Annotated in this window: 29 protein-coding genes; 28 read left to right on the forward strand and 1 reads right to left on the reverse strand. The window is 57.5% G+C overall.

Annotation, left to right across the window (positions count from 1 at the left end):
• The first annotated feature begins 3 nt into the window (after positions 1 to 3).
• From rplD to bfr, 28 genes are all read left to right on the forward strand, one after another.
• Positions 4 to 606 (forward strand): 50S ribosomal protein L4, encoded by a 603-nt coding sequence (gene rplD / locus IAE39_RS04505; protein ID WP_003255485.1) that lies wholly within the window; start codon positions 4 to 6, stop codon positions 604 to 606.
• Positions 603 to 902, forward strand: coding sequence for a 50S ribosomal protein L23 (gene rplW, locus IAE39_RS04510; protein ID WP_003255484.1), 300 nt, complete (start codon positions 603 to 605; stop codon positions 900 to 902). The genes rplD and rplW overlap by 4 nt, the downstream gene beginning before the upstream one ends.
• 14 nt (positions 903 to 916) lie before the next feature.
• Complete coding sequence (gene rplB / locus IAE39_RS04515) at positions 917 to 1,741, forward strand: 50S ribosomal protein L2 (protein ID WP_008089816.1); 825 nt, start codon at positions 917 to 919, stop codon at positions 1,739 to 1,741.
• Positions 1,742 to 1,757: 16 nt separating this feature from the next.
• Positions 1,758 to 2,033, forward strand: coding sequence for a 30S ribosomal protein S19 (gene rpsS / locus IAE39_RS04520; RefSeq protein ID WP_003255482.1), 276 nt, complete (start codon positions 1,758 to 1,760; stop codon positions 2,031 to 2,033).
• An 11-nt stretch (positions 2,034 to 2,044) separates the two neighbouring features.
• On the forward strand, positions 2,045 to 2,377 hold the full coding sequence (gene rplV, locus IAE39_RS04525; RefSeq protein WP_003103908.1) for a 50S ribosomal protein L22: 333 nt from the start codon (positions 2,045 to 2,047) through the stop codon (positions 2,375 to 2,377).
• A gap of 13 nt (positions 2,378 to 2,390) precedes the next feature.
• A complete protein-coding gene (rpsC, locus tag IAE39_RS04530; protein ID WP_003255481.1) occupies positions 2,391 to 3,077 on the forward strand; it encodes a 30S ribosomal protein S3 in 687 nt (228 codons plus the stop codon).
• A gap of 12 nt (positions 3,078 to 3,089) precedes the next feature.
• Entirely contained in the window at positions 3,090 to 3,503 is a 414-nt protein-coding gene (rplP, locus tag IAE39_RS04535) for a 50S ribosomal protein L16 (protein WP_003255479.1), read from the forward strand.
• Complete coding sequence (rpmC, locus tag IAE39_RS04540) at positions 3,503 to 3,694, forward strand: 50S ribosomal protein L29 (RefSeq protein ID WP_002555481.1); 192 nt, start codon at positions 3,503 to 3,505, stop codon at positions 3,692 to 3,694. Before rplP ends, rpmC begins: the two co-directional genes overlap by 1 nt.
• A 2-nt stretch (positions 3,695 to 3,696) precedes the next feature.
• Complete coding sequence (gene rpsQ / locus IAE39_RS04545) at positions 3,697 to 3,963, forward strand: 30S ribosomal protein S17 (RefSeq protein WP_023534981.1); 267 nt, start codon at positions 3,697 to 3,699, stop codon at positions 3,961 to 3,963.
• Between the two features lie 23 nt (positions 3,964 to 3,986).
• Entirely contained in the window at positions 3,987 to 4,355 is a 369-nt protein-coding gene (rplN, locus tag IAE39_RS04550; protein WP_002555479.1) for a 50S ribosomal protein L14, read from the forward strand.
• An 11-nt stretch (positions 4,356 to 4,366) separates the two neighbouring features.
• Positions 4,367 to 4,681 carry a 50S ribosomal protein L24 gene (gene rplX / locus IAE39_RS04555; RefSeq protein ID WP_003255476.1) on the forward strand — a complete coding sequence of 105 codons (315 nt, stop codon included), beginning with the start codon at positions 4,367 to 4,369 and terminating at the stop codon, positions 4,679 to 4,681.
• 20 nt (positions 4,682 to 4,701) lie between these two features.
• On the forward strand, positions 4,702 to 5,241 hold the full coding sequence (gene rplE / locus IAE39_RS04560; protein ID WP_003255474.1) for a 50S ribosomal protein L5: 540 nt from the start codon (positions 4,702 to 4,704) through the stop codon (positions 5,239 to 5,241).
• 13 nt (positions 5,242 to 5,254) lie between these two features.
• Positions 5,255 to 5,560: a 30S ribosomal protein S14 gene (gene rpsN / locus IAE39_RS04565; RefSeq protein ID WP_008089807.1), complete on the forward strand. Its 306-nt coding sequence runs from the start codon at positions 5,255 to 5,257 to the stop codon at positions 5,558 to 5,560.
• A gap of 209 nt (positions 5,561 to 5,769) precedes the next feature.
• On the forward strand, positions 5,770 to 6,162 hold the full coding sequence (rpsH, locus tag IAE39_RS04570) for a 30S ribosomal protein S8 (RefSeq protein ID WP_003255471.1): 393 nt from the start codon (positions 5,770 to 5,772) through the stop codon (positions 6,160 to 6,162).
• Positions 6,163 to 6,174: 12 nt separating this feature from the next.
• Complete coding sequence (gene rplF / locus IAE39_RS04575) at positions 6,175 to 6,708, forward strand: 50S ribosomal protein L6 (protein WP_003255469.1); 534 nt, start codon at positions 6,175 to 6,177, stop codon at positions 6,706 to 6,708.
• A 10-nt stretch (positions 6,709 to 6,718) separates the two neighbouring features.
• Positions 6,719 to 7,069: a 50S ribosomal protein L18 gene (gene rplR, locus IAE39_RS04580; protein ID WP_003255467.1), complete on the forward strand. Its 351-nt coding sequence runs from the start codon at positions 6,719 to 6,721 to the stop codon at positions 7,067 to 7,069.
• Between the two features lie 3 nt (positions 7,070 to 7,072).
• Entirely contained in the window at positions 7,073 to 7,573 is a 501-nt protein-coding gene (gene rpsE / locus IAE39_RS04585; RefSeq protein WP_003255465.1) for a 30S ribosomal protein S5, read from the forward strand.
• A 2-nt stretch (positions 7,574 to 7,575) separates the two neighbouring features.
• Entirely contained in the window at positions 7,576 to 7,752 is a 177-nt protein-coding gene (rpmD, locus tag IAE39_RS04590) for a 50S ribosomal protein L30 (protein ID WP_003255463.1), read from the forward strand.
• A 3-nt stretch (positions 7,753 to 7,755) separates the two neighbouring features.
• The gene (gene rplO / locus IAE39_RS04595; RefSeq protein WP_003255461.1) at positions 7,756 to 8,190 is read left to right on the forward strand and encodes a 50S ribosomal protein L15; all 435 of its coding nucleotides are present in this window, start codon (positions 7,756 to 7,758) and stop codon (positions 8,188 to 8,190) included.
• Positions 8,191 to 9,522 carry a preprotein translocase subunit SecY gene (gene secY, locus IAE39_RS04600; protein ID WP_003257108.1) on the forward strand — a complete coding sequence of 444 codons (1,332 nt, stop codon included), beginning with the start codon at positions 8,191 to 8,193 and terminating at the stop codon, positions 9,520 to 9,522.
• A 28-nt stretch (positions 9,523 to 9,550) separates the two neighbouring features.
• On the forward strand, positions 9,551 to 9,667 hold the full coding sequence (rpmJ, locus tag IAE39_RS04605) for a 50S ribosomal protein L36 (RefSeq protein WP_002555468.1): 117 nt from the start codon (positions 9,551 to 9,553) through the stop codon (positions 9,665 to 9,667).
• A gap of 131 nt (positions 9,668 to 9,798) precedes the next feature.
• Positions 9,799 to 10,155, forward strand: a complete 357-nt coding sequence (gene rpsM / locus IAE39_RS04610) for a 30S ribosomal protein S13 (RefSeq protein WP_003255457.1) — start codon at positions 9,799 to 9,801, stop codon at positions 10,153 to 10,155.
• Positions 10,156 to 10,173: 18 nt separating this feature from the next.
• On the forward strand, positions 10,174 to 10,563 hold the full coding sequence (rpsK, locus tag IAE39_RS04615; protein WP_012270237.1) for a 30S ribosomal protein S11: 390 nt from the start codon (positions 10,174 to 10,176) through the stop codon (positions 10,561 to 10,563).
• A 15-nt stretch (positions 10,564 to 10,578) separates the two neighbouring features.
• The gene (gene rpsD, locus IAE39_RS04620) at positions 10,579 to 11,199 is read left to right on the forward strand and encodes a 30S ribosomal protein S4 (protein ID WP_201199769.1); all 621 of its coding nucleotides are present in this window, start codon (positions 10,579 to 10,581) and stop codon (positions 11,197 to 11,199) included.
• A 22-nt stretch (positions 11,200 to 11,221) separates the two neighbouring features.
• Entirely contained in the window at positions 11,222 to 12,223 is a 1,002-nt protein-coding gene (locus IAE39_RS04625) for a DNA-directed RNA polymerase subunit alpha (RefSeq protein WP_003255452.1), read from the forward strand.
• A 42-nt stretch (positions 12,224 to 12,265) separates the two neighbouring features.
• On the forward strand, positions 12,266 to 12,652 hold the full coding sequence (gene rplQ / locus IAE39_RS04630; protein WP_003255451.1) for a 50S ribosomal protein L17: 387 nt from the start codon (positions 12,266 to 12,268) through the stop codon (positions 12,650 to 12,652).
• Between the two features lie 172 nt (positions 12,653 to 12,824).
• On the forward strand, positions 12,825 to 14,264 hold the full coding sequence (locus IAE39_RS04635) for a catalase (protein WP_201199771.1): 1,440 nt from the start codon (positions 12,825 to 12,827) through the stop codon (positions 14,262 to 14,264).
• Positions 14,265 to 14,427: 163 nt separating this feature from the next.
• The gene (gene bfr, locus IAE39_RS04640) at positions 14,428 to 14,892 is read left to right on the forward strand and encodes a bacterioferritin (protein WP_003257116.1); all 465 of its coding nucleotides are present in this window, start codon (positions 14,428 to 14,430) and stop codon (positions 14,890 to 14,892) included.
• A 131-nt stretch (positions 14,893 to 15,023) separates the two neighbouring features.
• On the opposite strand, the gene uvrA is transcribed toward bfr, so the two are convergent.
• The gene (gene uvrA, locus IAE39_RS04645) at positions 15,024 to 17,858 is read right to left on the reverse strand and encodes an excinuclease ABC subunit UvrA (RefSeq protein WP_201199774.1); all 2,835 of its coding nucleotides are present in this window, start codon (positions 17,856 to 17,858) and stop codon (positions 15,024 to 15,026) included.
• Between the last annotated feature and the right edge of the window lie 22 nt (positions 17,859 to 17,880).

Raw genomic sequence — 17,880 nt, forward strand, 5'->3', positions numbered from 1 at the left:
GACATGCAACTTAATGTAAATGACGCTCAGGCGATCGAAGTTTCCGAACTGACTTTCGGTGGCGAATTCAACGAGACGCTGGTTCACCAAGCAGTCGTGGCCTACATGGCCGGCGGCCGTCAGGGTACCAAGCAGCAGAAGACCCGTTCCGACGTGGCTGGTGGCGGTAAGCGCCCATGGCGTCAGAAGGGTACTGGCCGTGCTCGTGCTGGTACCACTCGTGGTCCGATCTGGCGTGGCGGTGGTGTAACCTTCGCAGCTCGCCCTCAAGATCACTCGCAGAAGCTCAACAAGAAGATGTACCGCGCAGCACTGCGCTCCATCCTCGCTGAGCTGGTGCGTAGCGACCGTCTGGTCGTGGTTCAGGACTTCGCTGTTGAAGCACCGAAAACCAAAGATCTGCTGAACAAGCTGAACGGCATGGGTCTGAGCGATGTATTGATCGTTTCCGACGCTGTTGATCAGAACCTGTACCTGGCTGCTCGTAACCTGCCGCACGTCGACGTACGTGACGTACAGGGTTCCGACCCGGTCAGTCTGATCGCATACGAGAAAGTGTTGATCACTGTCTCGGCCGTGAAGAAATTCGAGGAGCTGCTGGGATGAACCAGGAACGCGTATTCAAAGTCCTCCTTGGCCCGCACGTTTCCGAGAAGGCTACCGTTCTGGCTGAGAAAAAAGGCCAGTTCGTATTCAAGGTTGCTACCGATGCAACCAAGCTGGAAATCAAGAAAGCTGTCGAAGGCCTGTTCAACGTAAAAGTTGAAAACGTGTCGACTGTTAACGTTCTGGGTAAAACCAAGCGTACCGCACGTGGTCTGGGCAAGCGTAATGACTGGAAGAAGGCGATCGTCTCCCTTCAGCCAGGCCAAGATCTCGATTTCAGCAGCAGTGCTGAGTAAGGAAGGGGTGCATCATGGCAATCGTTAAATGCAAACCGACTTCCCCTGGCCGCCGTTTCGTGGTCAAGGTGGTCAACAAGGAGCTGCACAAAGGCGCTCCTCACGCACCGCTGCTCGAGAAGAAATCGAAGTCTGGTGGTCGTAACAACAATGGCCGCATTACCACTCGTCACGTTGGTGGTGGTCATAAGCAGCATTACCGTCTGGTCGACTTCCGTCGCAACGACAAAGATGGCATTCCAGCCACTGTCGAGCGTATCGAATACGATCCAAACCGTACTGCTCACATCGCCCTGCTGTGCTACGCAGACGGTGAGCGTCGCTACATCATCGCCCCTAAAGGCGTGAGCGCTGGCGACCAGCTGATCGCGGGTGCCCTGGCCCCAATCAAGGCCGGTAACTCCCTGCAGCTGCGCAACATCCCAGTAGGTAGCACCATTCACGGCGTCGAACTGAAGCCGGGTAAAGGTGCTCAGATCGCTCGTTCCGCTGGTGCTTCGGCTCAGCTGATCGCTCGTGACGGCGTATACGTGACTCTGCGTCTGCGTTCCGGTGAAATGCGTAAAGTACTGGCTGAGTGCCGTGCGACCCTGGGCGAAGTCTCGAACTCCGAGCACAGCCTGCGTTCGCTGGGTAAAGCAGGTGCCAAACGCTGGCGCGGCGTTCGCCCAACCGTTCGTGGCGTTGCCATGAACCCGGTTGACCACCCACATGGTGGTGGTGAAGGTCGTACCTCCGGTGGTCGTCATCCGGTATCGCCATGGGGCTTCCCAACCAAGGGTGCTAAAACCCGTGGTAATAAGCGTACCGACAACATGATCGTCCGTCGTCGCAAGTAACTAGAGGGATACGACAGTGCCACGTTCTCTGAAAAAAGGTCCTTTTATCGATCTTCACCTGTTGAAGAAGGTCGAAGTGGCGGTGGAGAAGAACGATCGCAAGCCAGTTAAAACCTGGTCGCGTCGCTCGATGATCCTGCCACAAATGGTCGGTCTGACCATCGCGGTTCACAACGGTCGCCAGCATGTTCCAGTTCTCGTGAACGAAGACATGGTCGGCCACAAACTGGGCGAGTTCGCCGGTACCCGCACCTATCGCGGGCACGTGGCTGACAAGAAAGCCAAGCGTTAAGGGGTAAGGAAATGGAAGTAGCCGCTAAGTTGTCGGGCGCTCGCATCTCCGCCCAGAAAGCCCGCTTGGTCGCCGACCAGATCCGCGGGAAGAAGGTGGGCGAAGCGCTCAACCTGTTGGCCTTCAGCAGCAAGAAAGCCGCTGAAATCATGAAGAAAGTCCTCGAGTCGGCCGTAGCCAACGCCGAACACAACGAAGGCGCAGACGTTGATGACCTGAAGGTCTCCACCGTCTTCGTCAACGAAGGGCGTTCGCTGAAGCGCATCATGCCACGTGCCAAAGGCCGTGCTGATCGCATCGTCAAGCGGTCTTGCCATATCACTGTCAAGGTTGCGGACAAGTAACGGAGTCGATCAGATGGGTCAGAAAGTACATCCCACTGGCATTCGCCTGGGAATCGTCAAGGAGCACACCTCCGTCTGGTACGCAGACGGTGCTACTTACGCAGATTACCTGTTGAAGGATCTGAAAACGCGTGAGTACCTCCAAGACAAACTAAAAAGCGCGTCCGTAAGCCGTATCGATATTCATCGTCCGGCTCAAACTGCACGCATCACCATCCACACCGCTCGTCCAGGTATCGTTATCGGGAAGAAAGGTGAAGATGTCGAGAAGCTGCGTCAGGACCTGACCAAGCAGATGGGTGTGCCTGTGCACATCAACATCGAAGAGATCCGCAAGCCGGAACTCGACGCTATGCTGGTTGCGCAGAGCGTAGCTCAGCAGCTGGAACGCCGCGTAATGTTCCGTCGCGCCATGAAGCGCGCCGTACAGAACGCCATGCGTATTGGTGCCAAGGGCATCAAGATCCAGGTGAGCGGTCGTCTCGGCGGTGCTGAGATTGCTCGTACCGAGTGGTATCGCGAAGGTCGTGTGCCTCTGCACACCCTGCGTGCCGATATCGACTACAACACCTACGAAGCTCACACCACTTACGGTGTGATCGGTGTGAAGGTTTGGATCTTCAAAGGCGAAGTTATTGGTGGTCGCCAAGAAGAACTGAAACCACAAGCACCAGCGCCTCGTAAAAAAGCTGCTAAGTAAGGGGTACGCCAAATGTTGCAACCAAAGCGTACAAAATTCCGCAAGCAGATGACCGGTCACAACCGTGGTCTGGCACTGCGCGGTAGCAAAGTCAGCTTCGGCGAATTCGCCCTGAAAGCTGTTGCTCGCGGTCGCCTCACCGCTCGCCAGATCGAGTCCGCACGTCGTGCGCTGACCCGTCACGTTAAGCGTGGCGGTAAGATCTGGATCCGTGTGTTCCCGGACAAGCCGATCTCCAAGAAGCCTCTCGAGGTTCGTATGGGTAAAGGTAAGGGCTCCGTGGAATACTGGGTTGCCCAGATCCAGCCAGGCAAAGTCCTGTACGAGATCGAGGGTGTTTCTGAAGAGCTGGCGCGCGAAGCTTTCGCCCTGGCTGCTGCAAAGCTGCCTCTCGCCACCTCCTTTGTTAAGCGGACGGTGATGTGATGAAAGCGAATGAACTTCGTGAAAAATCGGCACAGCAGCTGAACGAGCAACTGCTCGGCTTGCTGCGCGACCAGTTCAATCTGCGTATGCAGAAAGCAACTGGCCAGTTGGGGCAGTCGCACCTGCTCTCGCAAGTTAAGCGTGACATCGCTCGCGTGAAAACTGTGCTCAACCAGCAGGCAGGTAAGTGATCATGGCTGAAGCTGAAAAAACCGTCCGTACGCTGACTGGCCGTGTCGTCAGCGACAAAATGGACAAGACCATCACCGTTCTGATCGAGCGTCGCGTAAAGCACCCGATCTACGGTAAATACGTTAAGCGTTCGACTAAGCTGCACGCGCACGACGAAACCAACCAGTGCAAGATCGGCGACAAAGTTTCGATTACCGAAACCCGTCCGCTGGCCAAGACCAAGTCCTGGGCACTGGTTGAAGTCCTCGAACGCGCTGTTGAAGTCTAAGGGCTAGGGGTCGGAGAAATTTTATGATTCAGACTCAATCCATGCTCGATGTGGCCGATAACAGCGGCGCGCGTCGCGTCATGTGCATCAAGGTACTCGGCGGTTCGCACCGCCGTTACGCCGGCATCGGTGACATCATCAAAGTAACCGTCAAAGAAGCAATTCCGCGCGGTAAGGTCAAAAAAGGCCAGGTGATGACTGCTGTTGTCGTCCGTACCCGTCACGGTGTACGTCGCGCTGACGGTTCCATCATTCGTTTCGACGGCAACGCTGCTGTTCTGCTGAACAACAAGCAAGAGCCGATCGGCACTCGCATCTTCGGGCCAGTGACCCGTGAACTTCGTACTGAGAAGTTCATGAAGATCGTCTCGCTCGCCCCTGAAGTGCTGTAAGGAGATCCGACATGCAAAAGATTCGTCGTGACGACGAGATCATCGTGATCGCCGGCAAAGACAAAGGTAAGCGCGGTAAGGTGCTGAAGGTTCTGGCTGATGACCGTCTGGTTATCGGTGGCGTGAACCTGGTCAAGCGTCATACCAAGCCTAACCCGATGGCGGGCGTTCAGGGCGGTATCGTCGAGAAAGAAGCGCCTCTGCACGCTTCCAACGTTGCCATCTTCAACGGCGAAACCAACAAGGCTGACCGCGTTGGTTTCAAAGTAGAAGACGGTAAAAAAATTCGTGTCTTCAAGTCGACCCAAAAAGCGGTTGATGCTTGAACACTGCTAGGTAGAAGACCATGGCACGACTGAAAGAGATTTACCGGAACGAAATCGCTCCTAAGCTTAAGGAAGAACTTAAGCTGTCGAACGTGATGGAAGTTCCGCGCGTTACCAAGATCACCCTGAACATGGGTCTGGGCGAAGCGATCGGCGACAAGAAAGTCATCGAGCACGCTGTTGCCGACCTGGAAAAGATCACCGGTCAAAAGCCGGTCGTGACTTTCGCTCGCAAATCCATCGCTGGCTTCAAAGTCCGCGAAGGCTGGCCGATCGGCGTCAAGGTGACCCTGCGTAGCGACAAGATGTACGAATTCCTGGACCGCCTGCTGGCGATCTCCCTGCCTCGGGTACGCGACTTCCGCGGCCTGAATGCCAAGTCCTTCGATGGCCGTGGCAACTACAGCATGGGCGTGAAAGAGCAGATCATCTTCCCGGAAATCGATTACGACAAGATCGATGCTCTGCGCGGTTTGGACATCACCCTGACCACCACTGCTCGTTCGGACGACGAAGGCCGCGCTCTGCTGCGTGCTTTCAAGTTCCCGTTCCGCAACTGATTGGAGTAGGAAAATGGCCAAGAAGAGCATGAAAAACCGCGAGCTGAAGCGTCAGCTCACGGTAGCCAAGTTCGCTAAGAAGCGTGCTGAGCTGAAAGCGACCATCGTCAACGTGAACGCCTCTCCAGAAGAGCGTTTCGCTGCCGTTGTCGCTCTGCAGAAACAGCCACGTGATGCCAGCGCTGCGCGCCTGCGCAACCGTTGCCGCCTGACCGGTCGTCCTCACGGTGTATACCGTAAGTTCGGCCTGGGCCGTAACATGCTGCGTCAAGCTGCAATGCGCGGTGACGTACCAGGTCTGGTCAAGGCCTCCTGGTAATCGCTGCAGGCAGGAACCCGACGGAAGGGGAGCAATCTTCCGACCGTCGGTGACCTCGCCAACAAACAAGCCCCTATATGGGGCTTGTTTCGTTTCTGCCTTGTGTCTAGAATGACCGGCTCACCTGAGCCTGGGTTTCGTGCCCAATCCGCTCAGGTGGTTGTCATAGCCGCAAGGCTAATAATTCTTGTATCAGGAGCATCTAGCCCATGAGTATGCAGGACCCGTTAGCGGACATGCTAACTCGCATCCGTAATGCCCAGATGGCTGAAAAGTCCGTCGTAAGCATGCCTTCCTCTACCCTGAAGGTCGCGGTTGCCAAAGTTCTGAAGGACGAAGGTTACATCGCTGGCTACCAGGTAACTGGTGAGGCCAAGCCTTCCCTGTCGATCGAACTGAAGTACTTCGAAGGCCGTCCGGTCATCGAGGAACTGAAGCGCTCCAGCCGTCCAGGCCTGCGCCAGTACAAGGCCGTCACCGATCTGCCGAAAGTACGTGGCGGTCTGGGCGTGTCTATCGTCTCCACCAACAAAGGTGTGATGACTGATCGCGCTGCGCGCGCTGCCGGTGTCGGCGGCGAAGTTCTGTGCACAGTGTTCTAAGGGGGGATAGACATGTCTCGCGTCGCTAAGAACCCCGTTAAGCTGCCATCCGGCGTCGAAGTCAAATTCGCCGGCCAACAGCTTTCGGTGAAGGGTGCCAAAGGCACTCTCGAACTGAACGTTCACTCGTCTGTTGAAGTTACCGAAGAGTCTGGTGAGCTGCGTTTCGTCGCTCGCAATGGTGACCAGCAAGCTCGTGCCATGGCCGGTACTACCCGTGCTCTGGTCAACAACATGGTCCAAGGCGTAAGCCAAGGCTTCGAGCGTAAGCTCCAGCTGGTCGGTGTTGGTTACAAGGCACAGGCTAAAGGCACCGTCCTGAACCTGGCCCTGGGCTTCTCTCACCCAGTGGACTACGAACTGCCAGCCGGTATCACCGCTGAAACACCTAGCCAGACCGACATCCTGATCAAGGGTATCGACAAGCAGCTGGTAGGTCAGGTGGCCGCTGAAATCCGCGACTTCCGTCCGCCAGAGCCTTACAAAGGTAAAGGTGTGCGTTACGCGGACGAAGTAGTCCGTCGTAAAGAAGCCAAGAAGAAGTAGGGCCTAGTAAATGACCGACAAAAAAGTTATTCGACTGCGTCGCGCTCGCAAAGCACGTCTCAAGATGCACGAACTCGAAGTCGTGCGCCTGTGCGTGTTCCGCTCCTCGCAGCACATCTACGCCCAGGTCATTTCGGCCGACGGCAGCAAGGTTCTGGCAAGCGCCTCGACCTTGGACAAAGACCTGCGTGATGGCGCCACTGGCAACATCGACGCGGCCACTAAGGTTGGCAAGCTGGTAGCTGAGCGTGCGAAAGCCGCCGGTGTATCTCAAGTTGCCTTTGACCGTTCCGGCTTCAAGTACCATGGCCGCGTCAAAGCGCTGGCTGATGCTGCTCGTGAAGGCGGGCTGGAGTTCTAAGTTATGGCAAATAACGATCAAAAGCGCGACGAAGGCTACATCGAGAAGCTGGTTCAAGTTAACCGCGTTGCCAAAACCGTAAAAGGCGGCCGTATCTTCACCTTCACCGCGCTGACCGTGGTAGGTGATGGTAAGGGTCGTGTCGGCTTCGGCCGTGGCAAATCGCGCGAAGTACCAGCTGCGATCCAGAAAGCCATGGAAGCTGCTCGCCGCAACATGATTCAGGTTGACCTGAAGGGCACCACCCTGCAGTACGCCACCAAGGCTGCCCACGGCGCCTCGAAGGTTTACATGCAGCCTGCCTCGGAAGGTACCGGTATCATCGCCGGTGGCGCAATGCGTGCTGTCCTGGAAGTTGCTGGCGTTCAGAACGTTCTGGCCAAGTGCTACGGTTCGACCAACCCAGTGAACGTGGTTTACGCCACCTTCAAGGGTCTGAAAGCCATGCAATCTCCTGAATCCATTGCTGCCAAGCGCGGCAAGAGCGTCGAGGAGATCTTCTGATCATGGCAACCGTAAAAGTAACGCTGATCAAGAGCGTCTCGGGCCGTCTGCCTAACCACAAACTGTGTGTTAAAGGCCTGGGTCTGCGTCGTATCGGTCACACTGTAGAAGTCCAGGATACTCCCGAGAACCGCGGGATGATCAACAAGGCTTACTACATGCTGAAGGTCGAGGGTTAATCGATGAAACTCAATGATCTGAGTCCAGCGCCGGGTTCCCGTCGCGAGAAGCATCGTCCAGGTCGTGGTATCGGTAGCGGTCTGGGTAAGACCGGCGGCCGTGGCCACAAAGGTCAGACTTCCCGTTCGGGTGGTTCGATCGCTCCTGGCTTCGAAGGCGGTCAACAGCCGCTGCACCGTCGTCTGCCGAAGTTCGGCTTCGTTTCCCTGAAAGCCATGGACCGCGCAGAAGTGCGTCTGTCCGAGCTGGCCAAAGTGGAAGGCGACGTGATCTCCGTGCAGTCCCTGAAGGATGCCAACGTGATCAACCAGCACATTCAGCGTGTGAAAATCATGCTGTCTGGCGAAGTTACTCGCGCAGTCACCATCAAGGGCATCGCAGCCACCAAGGGTGCGCGTGCGGCTATCGAAGCAGCTGGCGGCAAATTCGAGGAATAAATGGCTAAGCAAGGTGCTCTCTCTTCGCTCGGTAAGGGCGGGATGTCGGAACTCTGGGCTCGTCTGCGCTTTCTGTTCATGGCGATCATCGTCTATCGGATAGGTGCGCATATCCCGGTTCCTGGCATCAATCCAGACCGTCTGGCGGATCTGTTTCGGCAGAATGAGGGGACCATTCTTAGCTTGTTCAACATGTTTTCCGGTGGCGCGCTTGAGCGCATGAGCATCTTTGCACTGGGGATCATGCCGTACATTTCGGCATCGATCATCATGCAGCTGATGACGGCGGTCAGCCCGCAACTGGAGCAGTTGAAGAAGGAAGGTGAAGCTGGCCGTCGCAAGATCAGCCAGTACACCCGCTACGGCACCGTTATCCTGGCACTGGTTCAAGCCATTGGCATGTCCATTGGCCTGGCCAACCAGGGCGTGGCGTTTTCTGTAGGCCTGGGCTTCCATGTCGTCGCCGTCTCCACCTTCGTGGCTGGCGCGATGTTCATGATGTGGCTGGGCGAGCAGATCACCGAGCGCGGTGTGGGCAACGGTATCTCGATGTTGATCTTCGCAGGTATCGTTGCCGGTCTTCCGAGAGCAATCGGGCAGTCTTTCGAGTCTGCACGCACAGGCGATATCAACATTTTCGCCCTGGTCGCAATCGGTTTGCTGGCAGTAGCGATTATCGGTTTCGTGGTGTTCATTGAGCGTGGTCAGCGTCGTATCGCCGTTCACTACGCCAAGCGTCAGCAGGGCCGCAAGGTCTTTGCTGCGCAGACCAGCCACTTGCCGTTGAAGGTGAACATGGCGGGGGTTATCCCGGCTATTTTCGCCAGCAGCATTCTGCTGTTCCCGGCTTCGCTGGGTGCCTGGTTCGGTCAGTCCGAAGGTATGGGCTGGCTGCAGGACATCTCGCAGTCGATCGCTCCTGGTCAGCCGTTGAACATTCTGCTGTTTAGTGCAGGGATCATTTTCTTCTGCTTCTTCTACACAGCATTGATGTTCAACCCGAAAGACGTAGCGGAAAACCTGAAGAAGTCCGGTGCCTTTATTCCGGGTATCCGTCCTGGTGAGCAGTCGGCGCGCTACATTGATGGCGTTCTGACCCGTTTGACCATGTTCGGTGCTCTTTACATGATGGCCGTCTGCCTTCTGCCCCAGTTCCTGGTGGTGGCAGCAAATGTGCCGTTCTACCTTGGCGGGACCTCGTTGCTGATTGTGGTAGTGGTTGTGATGGACTTCATGTCCCAAGTACAATCGCACCTCGTTTCGCACCAGTACGAATCCCTGATGAAGAAAGCCAACCTGAAAGGCTACGGTGGCAGCGGTTTGCTGCGCTGATACGCCCCTAAGGTTCGAGGAGTCGGTAATGAAAGTTCGTGCATCGGTGAAAAAGCTGTGCCGTAACTGCAAGATCATCCGTCGCGAAGGCGTCGTACGAGTGATCTGCAGCGCGGAACCGCGTCACAAACAGCGCCAAGGCTGAGTGTGATCTGCGCTTCAAACCCAGCAGCTAGTGTGCTGCTGGGTTGATTATTTGTTTCTACAGCGATATTATCTCGCGCCCTATTTCTTGGCTTCCGGGGCGTAGGTAGCTGTCAATTGGAGTCCCACTGAATGGCCCGTATTGCAGGCGTCAACATTCCAGATAACAAGCATACTGTTATCTCGCTGACCTACATCTATGGTGTCGGTCGCACAACTGCACAGAAGATCTGTGCAGACGCTGGCGTAAACCCAGCCGCAAAGATCAAGGATCTGAGCGACGAGCAAATCGAAACCCTGCGTGGCGAAGTCGCGAAGTTCACCACCGAAGGTGACCTGCGTCGTGACATCAACATGAAGATCAAACGCTTGATGGACCTGGGTTGCTACCGCGGCCTGCGTCATCGTAAAGGTCTGCCGGTTCGCGGTCAGCGCACCAAGACCAACGCACGCACCCGTAAGGGCCCGCGTAAGCCGATCCGCAAGTAATCGCCCAGGAATATAGACATGGCAAAACCTGCTGCTCGTCCTCGTAAGAAAATCAAAAAGACAGTGGTTGATGGCATCGCCCACATCCATGCGTCTTTCAACAACACCATCGTGACCATCACCGACCGTCAGGGCAATGCTTTGTCCTGGGCGACCTCCGGTGGTTCGGGTTTCCGTGGTTCGCGCAAATCCACCCCGTTCGCAGCACAGATCGCTGCTGAGCGTGCTGGTCAAGCTGCGCTGGAATACGGTCTGAAGAACCTCGACGTTAACGTCAAGGGTCCAGGTCCAGGTCGTGAGTCCGCCGTTCGTGCATTGAACAGCTGCGGCTACAAGATCGCCAGCATCACCGACGTGACGCCTATCCCGCATAACGGGTGCCGTCCGCCGAAGAAGCGTCGCGTGTAATCAGGAGACAGAAGAATGGCACGTTACATTGGTCCAAAATGCAAACTGTCTCGTCGTGAAGGCACCGATCTGTTCCTGAAGAGCGGCGTTCGCGCTCTGGAATCGAAGTGCAACATCGAAGCAGCCCCAGGTATCCACGGCCAGCGCCGTGGCCGTCAGTCCGACTACGGCACCCAGCTGCGTGAGAAACAAAAAGTCCGTCGTATCTACGGTGTTCTGGAGCGTCAGTTCCGCGGTTACTACCAAGCTGCTGCCTCGAAAAAAGGCGCAACCGGTGAGAACCTGCTGCAACTGCTCGAGTGCCGTCTGGATAACGTCGTTTACCGTATGGGCTTCGGCTCGACTCGTTCCGAGTCGCGTCAGCTGGTTTCGCACAAAGCGATCAGCGTCAACGGTAAGACTGTAAACATTCCATCCTACCAAGTTCGTCCGGGTGACGTGGTCGCGGTCCGCGAGAAGTCGCTGGCCCAGCTGCGCATTGTTCAAGCCCTTGAACTGTGCGCCCAGCGTGGCCGCGTTGAGTGGGTTGACGTGGATGCTGCTAAAAAGTCGGGCGTTTTCAAAAGCGTTCCTGCTCGCAGCGACCTGTCTGCCGACATCAACGAAAACCTGATTGTCGAGCTCTACTCCAAGTAAGGGCTAGAAAATAGGTGCATCCATGCAGATTTCGGTAAATGAGTTCCTGACTCCCCGCCATATTGATGTGCAGGTAGTCAGTCCGACCCGCGCCAAGATCACGCTCGAGCCTCTCGAGCGTGGCTTTGGCCACACCCTGGGCAACGCGCTGCGCCGCATCCTGTTGTCCTCTATGCCTGGCTGTGCAGTAGTCGAGGCCGAGATCGATGGCGTACTCCACGAGTACTCCGCGATCGAAGGTGTTCAGGAAGACGTAATTGAAATCCTGTTGAACCTGAAAGGCCTGGCTATCAAACTGCACGGTCGTGACGAAGTTACGCTGACCTTGTCGAAAAAGGGTTCGGGGGTGGTTACCGCTGCCGATATTCAGCTGGATCACGATGTCGAGATCGTCAACCCCGATCACGTAATCGCGAACCTGGCGTCGAATGGCGCCCTGAACATGAAGCTCACTGTAGCTCGTGGTCGTGGTTACGAGCCGGCCGACTCCCGTCAAACCGACGAAGACGAAAGCCGTAGCATTGGCCGTCTGCAGTTGGACGCTTCGTTCAGCCCGGTGCGTCGTATCGCCTATGTGGTCGAAAACGCCCGTGTTGAACAGCGTACCAACTTGGACAAGCTGGTCATTGATCTGGAAACCAACGGCACCCTGGATCCTGAAGAGGCTATCCGCCGCGCTGCGACCATCCTGCAACAGCAGCTGGCCGCGTTCGTCGACCTCAAAGGTGACAGCGAGCCTGTCGTAGTCGAGCAGGAAGACGAGATCGATCCGATCCTGCTGCGTCCGGTTGACGACCTGGAACTGACTGTACGTTCGGCCAACTGCCTCAAGGCGGAGAACATCTACTACATCGGCGACCTGATTCAGCGTACCGAAGTAGAGCTGTTGAAGACTCCTAACCTGGGCAAGAAGTCCCTGACTGAAATCAAGGACGTCCTGGCCTCTCGTGGTCTGTCTCTCGGCATGCGCCTCGACAACTGGCCGCCTGCAAGTCTTAAGAAAGACGACAAGGCGACCGCCTGATCGTCGTAATCACCGAACGTAGTGTTTGGTAAGGAATGAATCATGCGTCATCGTAAAAGTGGACGTCACCTGAGCCGTACCAGCTCTCACCGCAAGGCTATGTTCCAGAACATGGCAGTGTCGTTGATCGAGCACGAGCTGATCAAAACCACCCTGCCGAAAGCCAAGGAATTGCGCCGCGTTGCCGAGCCGCTGATCACCCTGGCCAAGGAAGACAGCGTTGCTAACCGTCGTCTGGCCTTCGACCGTACCCGTTCGAAGTCCGCTGTTGGCAAACTGTTCAACGACCTGGGCAAGCGTTACGCCACCCGTCAGGGCGGCTACCTGCGCATCCTGAAGTGCGGTTTCCGCGCTGGCGACAACGCGCCTATGGCGTACGTCGAGCTGGTTGATCGTCCGGTCGGCGGTGCTGTAGAAGCTGCTGAGTAAGACGTTCTGTCTGCTACAGAAAACCGGGCCTAGTGCCCGGTTTTTTGTACCTGTAACTATTGTTTATTTCTATTGATATAAGTCATGTAATGAATTTGTCCCTGTAACCTTGCTCGTCAATACTCTCTCCATAGCCGATTAGCCGGCGCTTGAAGACCGATAAGGAGAGCCCATGAGCAAGATTCTCACCACCGCCAGCGGTGCACCCGTAGCCGACAACCAGAATTCCCGTTCCGCCGGCCCACGCGGCCCGTTGTTGCTCGACGACTTCCACCTGATCGAGAAGCTCGCTCACTTCAACCGCGAGAACATTCCTGAGCGTCGCGTTCACGCCAAAGGTTCGGGCGCCTATGGCACCTTCACCGTCACCCGCGATATTACTGGTTACACCAGTGCCAGGCTGTTTGAACAGATTGGTAAGCAGACCGAGACGTTCATGCGCTTCTCTACAGTGGGTGGCGAGCGCGGCTCTGCGGACACCGAACGCGATCCACGTGGTTTCGCGGTCAAGTTTTACACCGAGGAAGGTAACTGGGACATCGTCGGCAACAACACGCCGGTGTTCTTCATTCGCGATCCGCTCAAGTTCCCAGACTTTATCCACACCCAAAAGCGCCACCCGCAGACCAACCTGAAGAACGCCCAGATGATGTGGGACTTCTGGTCGCACTCGCCAGAGGCGTTGCACCAGGTCACCATCCTGTTTTCCGACCGTGGCATTCCGGATGGCTATCGCCACATGCACGGCTTTGGCAGCCACACCTACAGCCTGATCAATGCCGAGGGAGAGCGCACCTGGGTCAAGTGGCATTTCAAGACCCAGCAGGGCATCAAGAACCTCGCTCCGGCAGAAGCCGCGCGCCTGGCGGGTACTGACCCGGACTACGCCCAGCGCGATCTGTTTGAGGCCATCGAGCGTGGCGACTATCCGCGTTGGACTGTCTGCATTCAGGTAATGAGCGAAGCCGAGGCGGCCAGCCGCGACGAGAATCCGTTCGACGTCACCAAGACCTGGTCGCAGAAGGATTACCCGCTGATCGAGGTGGGTGTACTGGAACTCAACCGTAATCCGCTCAACTACTTCGCCGAAGTCGAGCAGGCCGCTTTTGGGCCAAGCAACATGGTGCCTGGTGTTGGCCTGTCACCCGACCGCATGCTGCAAGGTCGTGTTTTCGCCTACGCTGACGCGCATCGCTACCGCGTGGGTACCAACCACCAGCAACTGCCGGTGAACGCACCGCGCTGCCCGGTCAACAGCTATCAGCGTGACGGCTCCATGGCCACCGGCAGCTACGGCAGTGCACCGAACTACGAACCCAACAGCTTCGGCGATGCACCAAAGCAGTCGCCTCGTCATGCCGAGCCAGCGTTGGCTTTGAATGGTTCGGCTGATCGCTACGACCACCGCGAGGACACCGACTACTTCAGCCATGCCGGCGCGCTGTTCCGCCTGATGACAGATGAACAGAAGGCCCTGCTGATCAGCAACATTGCCGGCACCATGGCGGGTGTCAGTGAGGATGTAATCCAGCGCCAGTTGCAGTACTTCTTCAAGGCTGACCCGGCCTACGGCGGGGGTATCGCCAAGGCTTTGGGCCTGAATCTCGTCTAAGTCGAAGTGATAAGAAGAACCGCCCTCATTTGGGCGGTTTTTCAATGAATATCACTACTGTTTAACCGATTTTTTGCTTCTAATTGCGCGTTTTTCAGTGACCGTGGGCAAAAGCTGGTTCACACTATGTGACATACACGCTTTCATACGGAGAAACAGGGCGATGCAAGGCCACCCGGACGTAATCAACTACCTCGTCACGCTGCTGAAAGGCGAACTGGCGGCACGCGACCAGTACTTCATTCATTCGCGCATGTACGAAGACTGGGGCCTGTCCAAGCTCTACGAGCGCATCAACCACGAGATGGAAGAAGAGACGCAGCACGCCGATGCCCTGATGCGTCGTATTCTGATGCTCGAAGGTACCCCGGACATGCGTGCGGACGACCTGGAAGTTGGCAGCACTGTACCGGAGATGATCGAGGCCGACCTGAAGCTGGAGTACAAGGTGCGTGGTGCGCTGTGCAAAGGCATTGAACTGTGCGAACTGCACAAGGACTACATCAGCCGTGACATCCTGCGTGCGCAGTTGGCCGATACCGAAGAAGATCACACCTACTGGCTGGAGAAGCAGCAGGGTCTGATCAAGGCCATTGGCCTGGAGAATTACCTGCAATCGCAGATGTAAAAAGCGGGGCTGCTTTGCAGCCCATTCGCGGCTAAAGCCGTTCCTACATGGACGGCGTTAGCCTCACCTTCACGCGTTACCTGTAGGAGCGGCTTTAGCCGCGAATGGGGCGCAGAGCGCCCCCATGGCCCTCAAGCCCGATCCCGCTCCAGCAGCGGTTTCAGGTAATGCCCGGTATACGACTGCTTCATCTCGCTCAGTTCTTCCGGTGTACCGCAGGCAATGATCTGCCCACCCTTGGAGCCACCCTCAGGCCCCAGATCCACCAGCCAGTCGGCCGTCTTGATCACATCCAGGTTGTGCTCGATCACCACCACGGTATTGCCGTGGTCACGCAGGCGATGCAGTACATCCAGCAGTTGCTGGATATCGGCAAAGTGCAAGCCCGTGGTCGGCTCGTCGAGGATGTACAGGGTCTTGCCGGTGTCACGTTTGGACAGCTCGCGCGACAGCTTGACCCGCTGCGCCTCACCACCGGACAGCGTGGTCGCTGATTGCCCCAGCTTGATGTAGGACAGGCCTACGTCCATCAGGGTTTGCAGCTTGCGCGCCAGTGCCGGCACTGCGTCGAAGAACTCACGGGCATCCTCGATGGTCATTTCCAGGACCTCGTGGATGTTCTTGCCCTTGTACTTGATCTCCAGGGTCTCGCGGTTGTAGCGCTTGCTTTTGCACACGTCGCACGGCACGTAGATGTCTGGCAGGAAGTGCATCTCGACCTTGATCAGGCCGTCGCCCTGGCAGGCCTCGCAACGCCCGCCCTTGACGTTGAACGAAAAACGCCCCGGGCCATAACCGCGCGAGCGCGACTCTGGCACGCCGGAAAACAGCTCGCGGATCGGCGTGAAGATGCCGGTGTAGGTCGCCGGGTTCGAGCGTGGGGTGCGGCCGATCGGGCTCTGGTCAATGTCCACCACCTTGTCCAGGTGCTGCAGGCCGTCCATGCTGGCATGGGGTGCCGCTTCCAGGCTGGTCGCGCCGTTCAGGGCAGTGGCCGCGAGCGGGAACAGGGTGTTGTTGATCAGCGTCGACTTGCCCGAGCCGGAAACCCCGGTCACGCAGGTCAGCAGCCCGATCGGCACCTCGAGGTCAACGTTCTGCAGGTTGTTGCCCCGTGCGCCCTTGAGTTTGAGTTGCAGCTTCTTGTTGCGCGGCGTGCGCTTGGCCGGCACGACGATCTTCTTGCGCCCCGACAGGTACTTGCCGGTCAGCGAGTCAGGGTGGTCCATGACCTCCTGTGGCGAGCCCTCGGCGACAATCTGGCCGCCATGCACACCGGCACCTGGGCCGATATCCACCACATAGTCGGCCAGGCGAATGGCGTCCTCGTCGTGCTCCACCACGATCACTGTATTGCCCAGGTCGCGCAGGTGGTTGAGGGTGGCCAGCAGGCGGTCGTTATCGCGTTGATGAAGGCCGATGGACGGCTCATCGAGGATGTACATGACCCCCACCAGGCCGGCGCCGATCTGGCTGGCCAGGCGGATACGCTGGGCCTCACCACCAGACAAGGTATCGGCGCTGCGGTCCAGGGTCAGGTAGTCGAGGCCGACGTTGACCAGGAACTGCAGGCGTTCGCAGATTTCCTTGAGGATCTTCGCTGCAATTTCGCCACGGCGGCCAGTCAGGGTCAGGTCGCCGAAGTAGTTGCTGGCTTCACCAATCGGCAGGTTGGTCACAGCCGGCAGGGTCTTTTCGCCTACCCACACATGGCGTGCTTCGCGGCGCAGACGGGTGCCGCGGCAATCCGGGCAGGGCTGGGTGCCAAGGAACTTGGCCAGTTCTTCACGTACGGTAGCCGATTCGGTCTCGCGGTAGCGGCGCTCCAGGTTCGGCACGATGCCTTCGAACGGGTGCGTGCGCTTGACGATATCGCCGCGGTCATTGAGGTACTTGAAGTCGACACTCTGCTTGCCACTGCCTTGCAGGATCACCTTCTGGTGTTCGGCGGAAAGTTCGCCAAACGGCTCCTCCAGGCTGAAGCCATAATGCGCGGCCAGTGAGCCGAGCATCTGGAAGTAGTACACATTACGCCGGTCCCAGCCACGGATCGCACCCTCGGCCAGGGTCAGTTCGGTATTGACCAGGCGCTTGGTGTCGAAGAACTGCTTCACCCCCAGGCCATCACAGGTCGGGCAGGCGCCGGCCGGGTTGTTGAAGGAGAACAGCTTCGGCTCCAGCTCGCTGATGGCGTGGCCACACACCGGGCAGGCGAAGCGCGCGGAGAAGATCATCTCTTCGCCTTGTTCGTCGTCCATCGGTGCCACCAGGGCGATGCCGTCGGCCAGCTTCAGTGCGGTCTCGAACGATTCGGCCAGGCGCTGCTGCAGGTCGGCGCGGACCTTGAAACGGTCCACTACCACATCGATGCTGTGCTTCTTCTGCTTGTCCAGCTTGGGCAGTTCATCAAGCTCATAGAGCTTGCCATTGACCCGGGCCCGCACGAAACCCTGGGCACGCAGTTCGTCGAACACCGCCAGGTGCTCACCCTTGCGCTCGCGCACCACCGGTGCCAGCAGCATCAGCTTGCTGCCTTCCGGGCGCTCCAGCACCAGGTCGACCATCTGGCTGATCGTTTGCGCTTCCAGTGGGATATCGTGATCCGGGCAGCGAGGCGTACCGACGCGGGCATACAGCAAGCGCAGGTAGTCGTAGATTTCGGTGATGGTGCCGACCGTGGAGCGCGGGTTGTGCGACGTCGACTTCTGTTCGATGGAGATTGCCGGCGACAGGCCTTCGATGGTGTCGACGTCGGGCTTTTCCATCATCGACAGGAACTGGCGGGCGTAGGCCGACAGCGACTCGACGTAGCGGCGCTGGCCTTCGGCGTACAAGGTATCGAACGCCAGGGACGACTTACCGGAACCGGACAGGCCGGTGATCACGATCAGCTTGTCCCGGGGCAGGGTCAGGTCGATGTTCTTCAGGTTGTGGGTACGTGCCCCACGAATCAGGATCTTGTCCACTGCGGCCTCGCTTGGCGGGCAT

This window comes from Pseudomonas sp. S37 (genome assembly GCF_016658545.1).
Taxonomy (GTDB): Bacteria; Pseudomonadota; Gammaproteobacteria; order Pseudomonadales; family Pseudomonadaceae; genus Aquipseudomonas.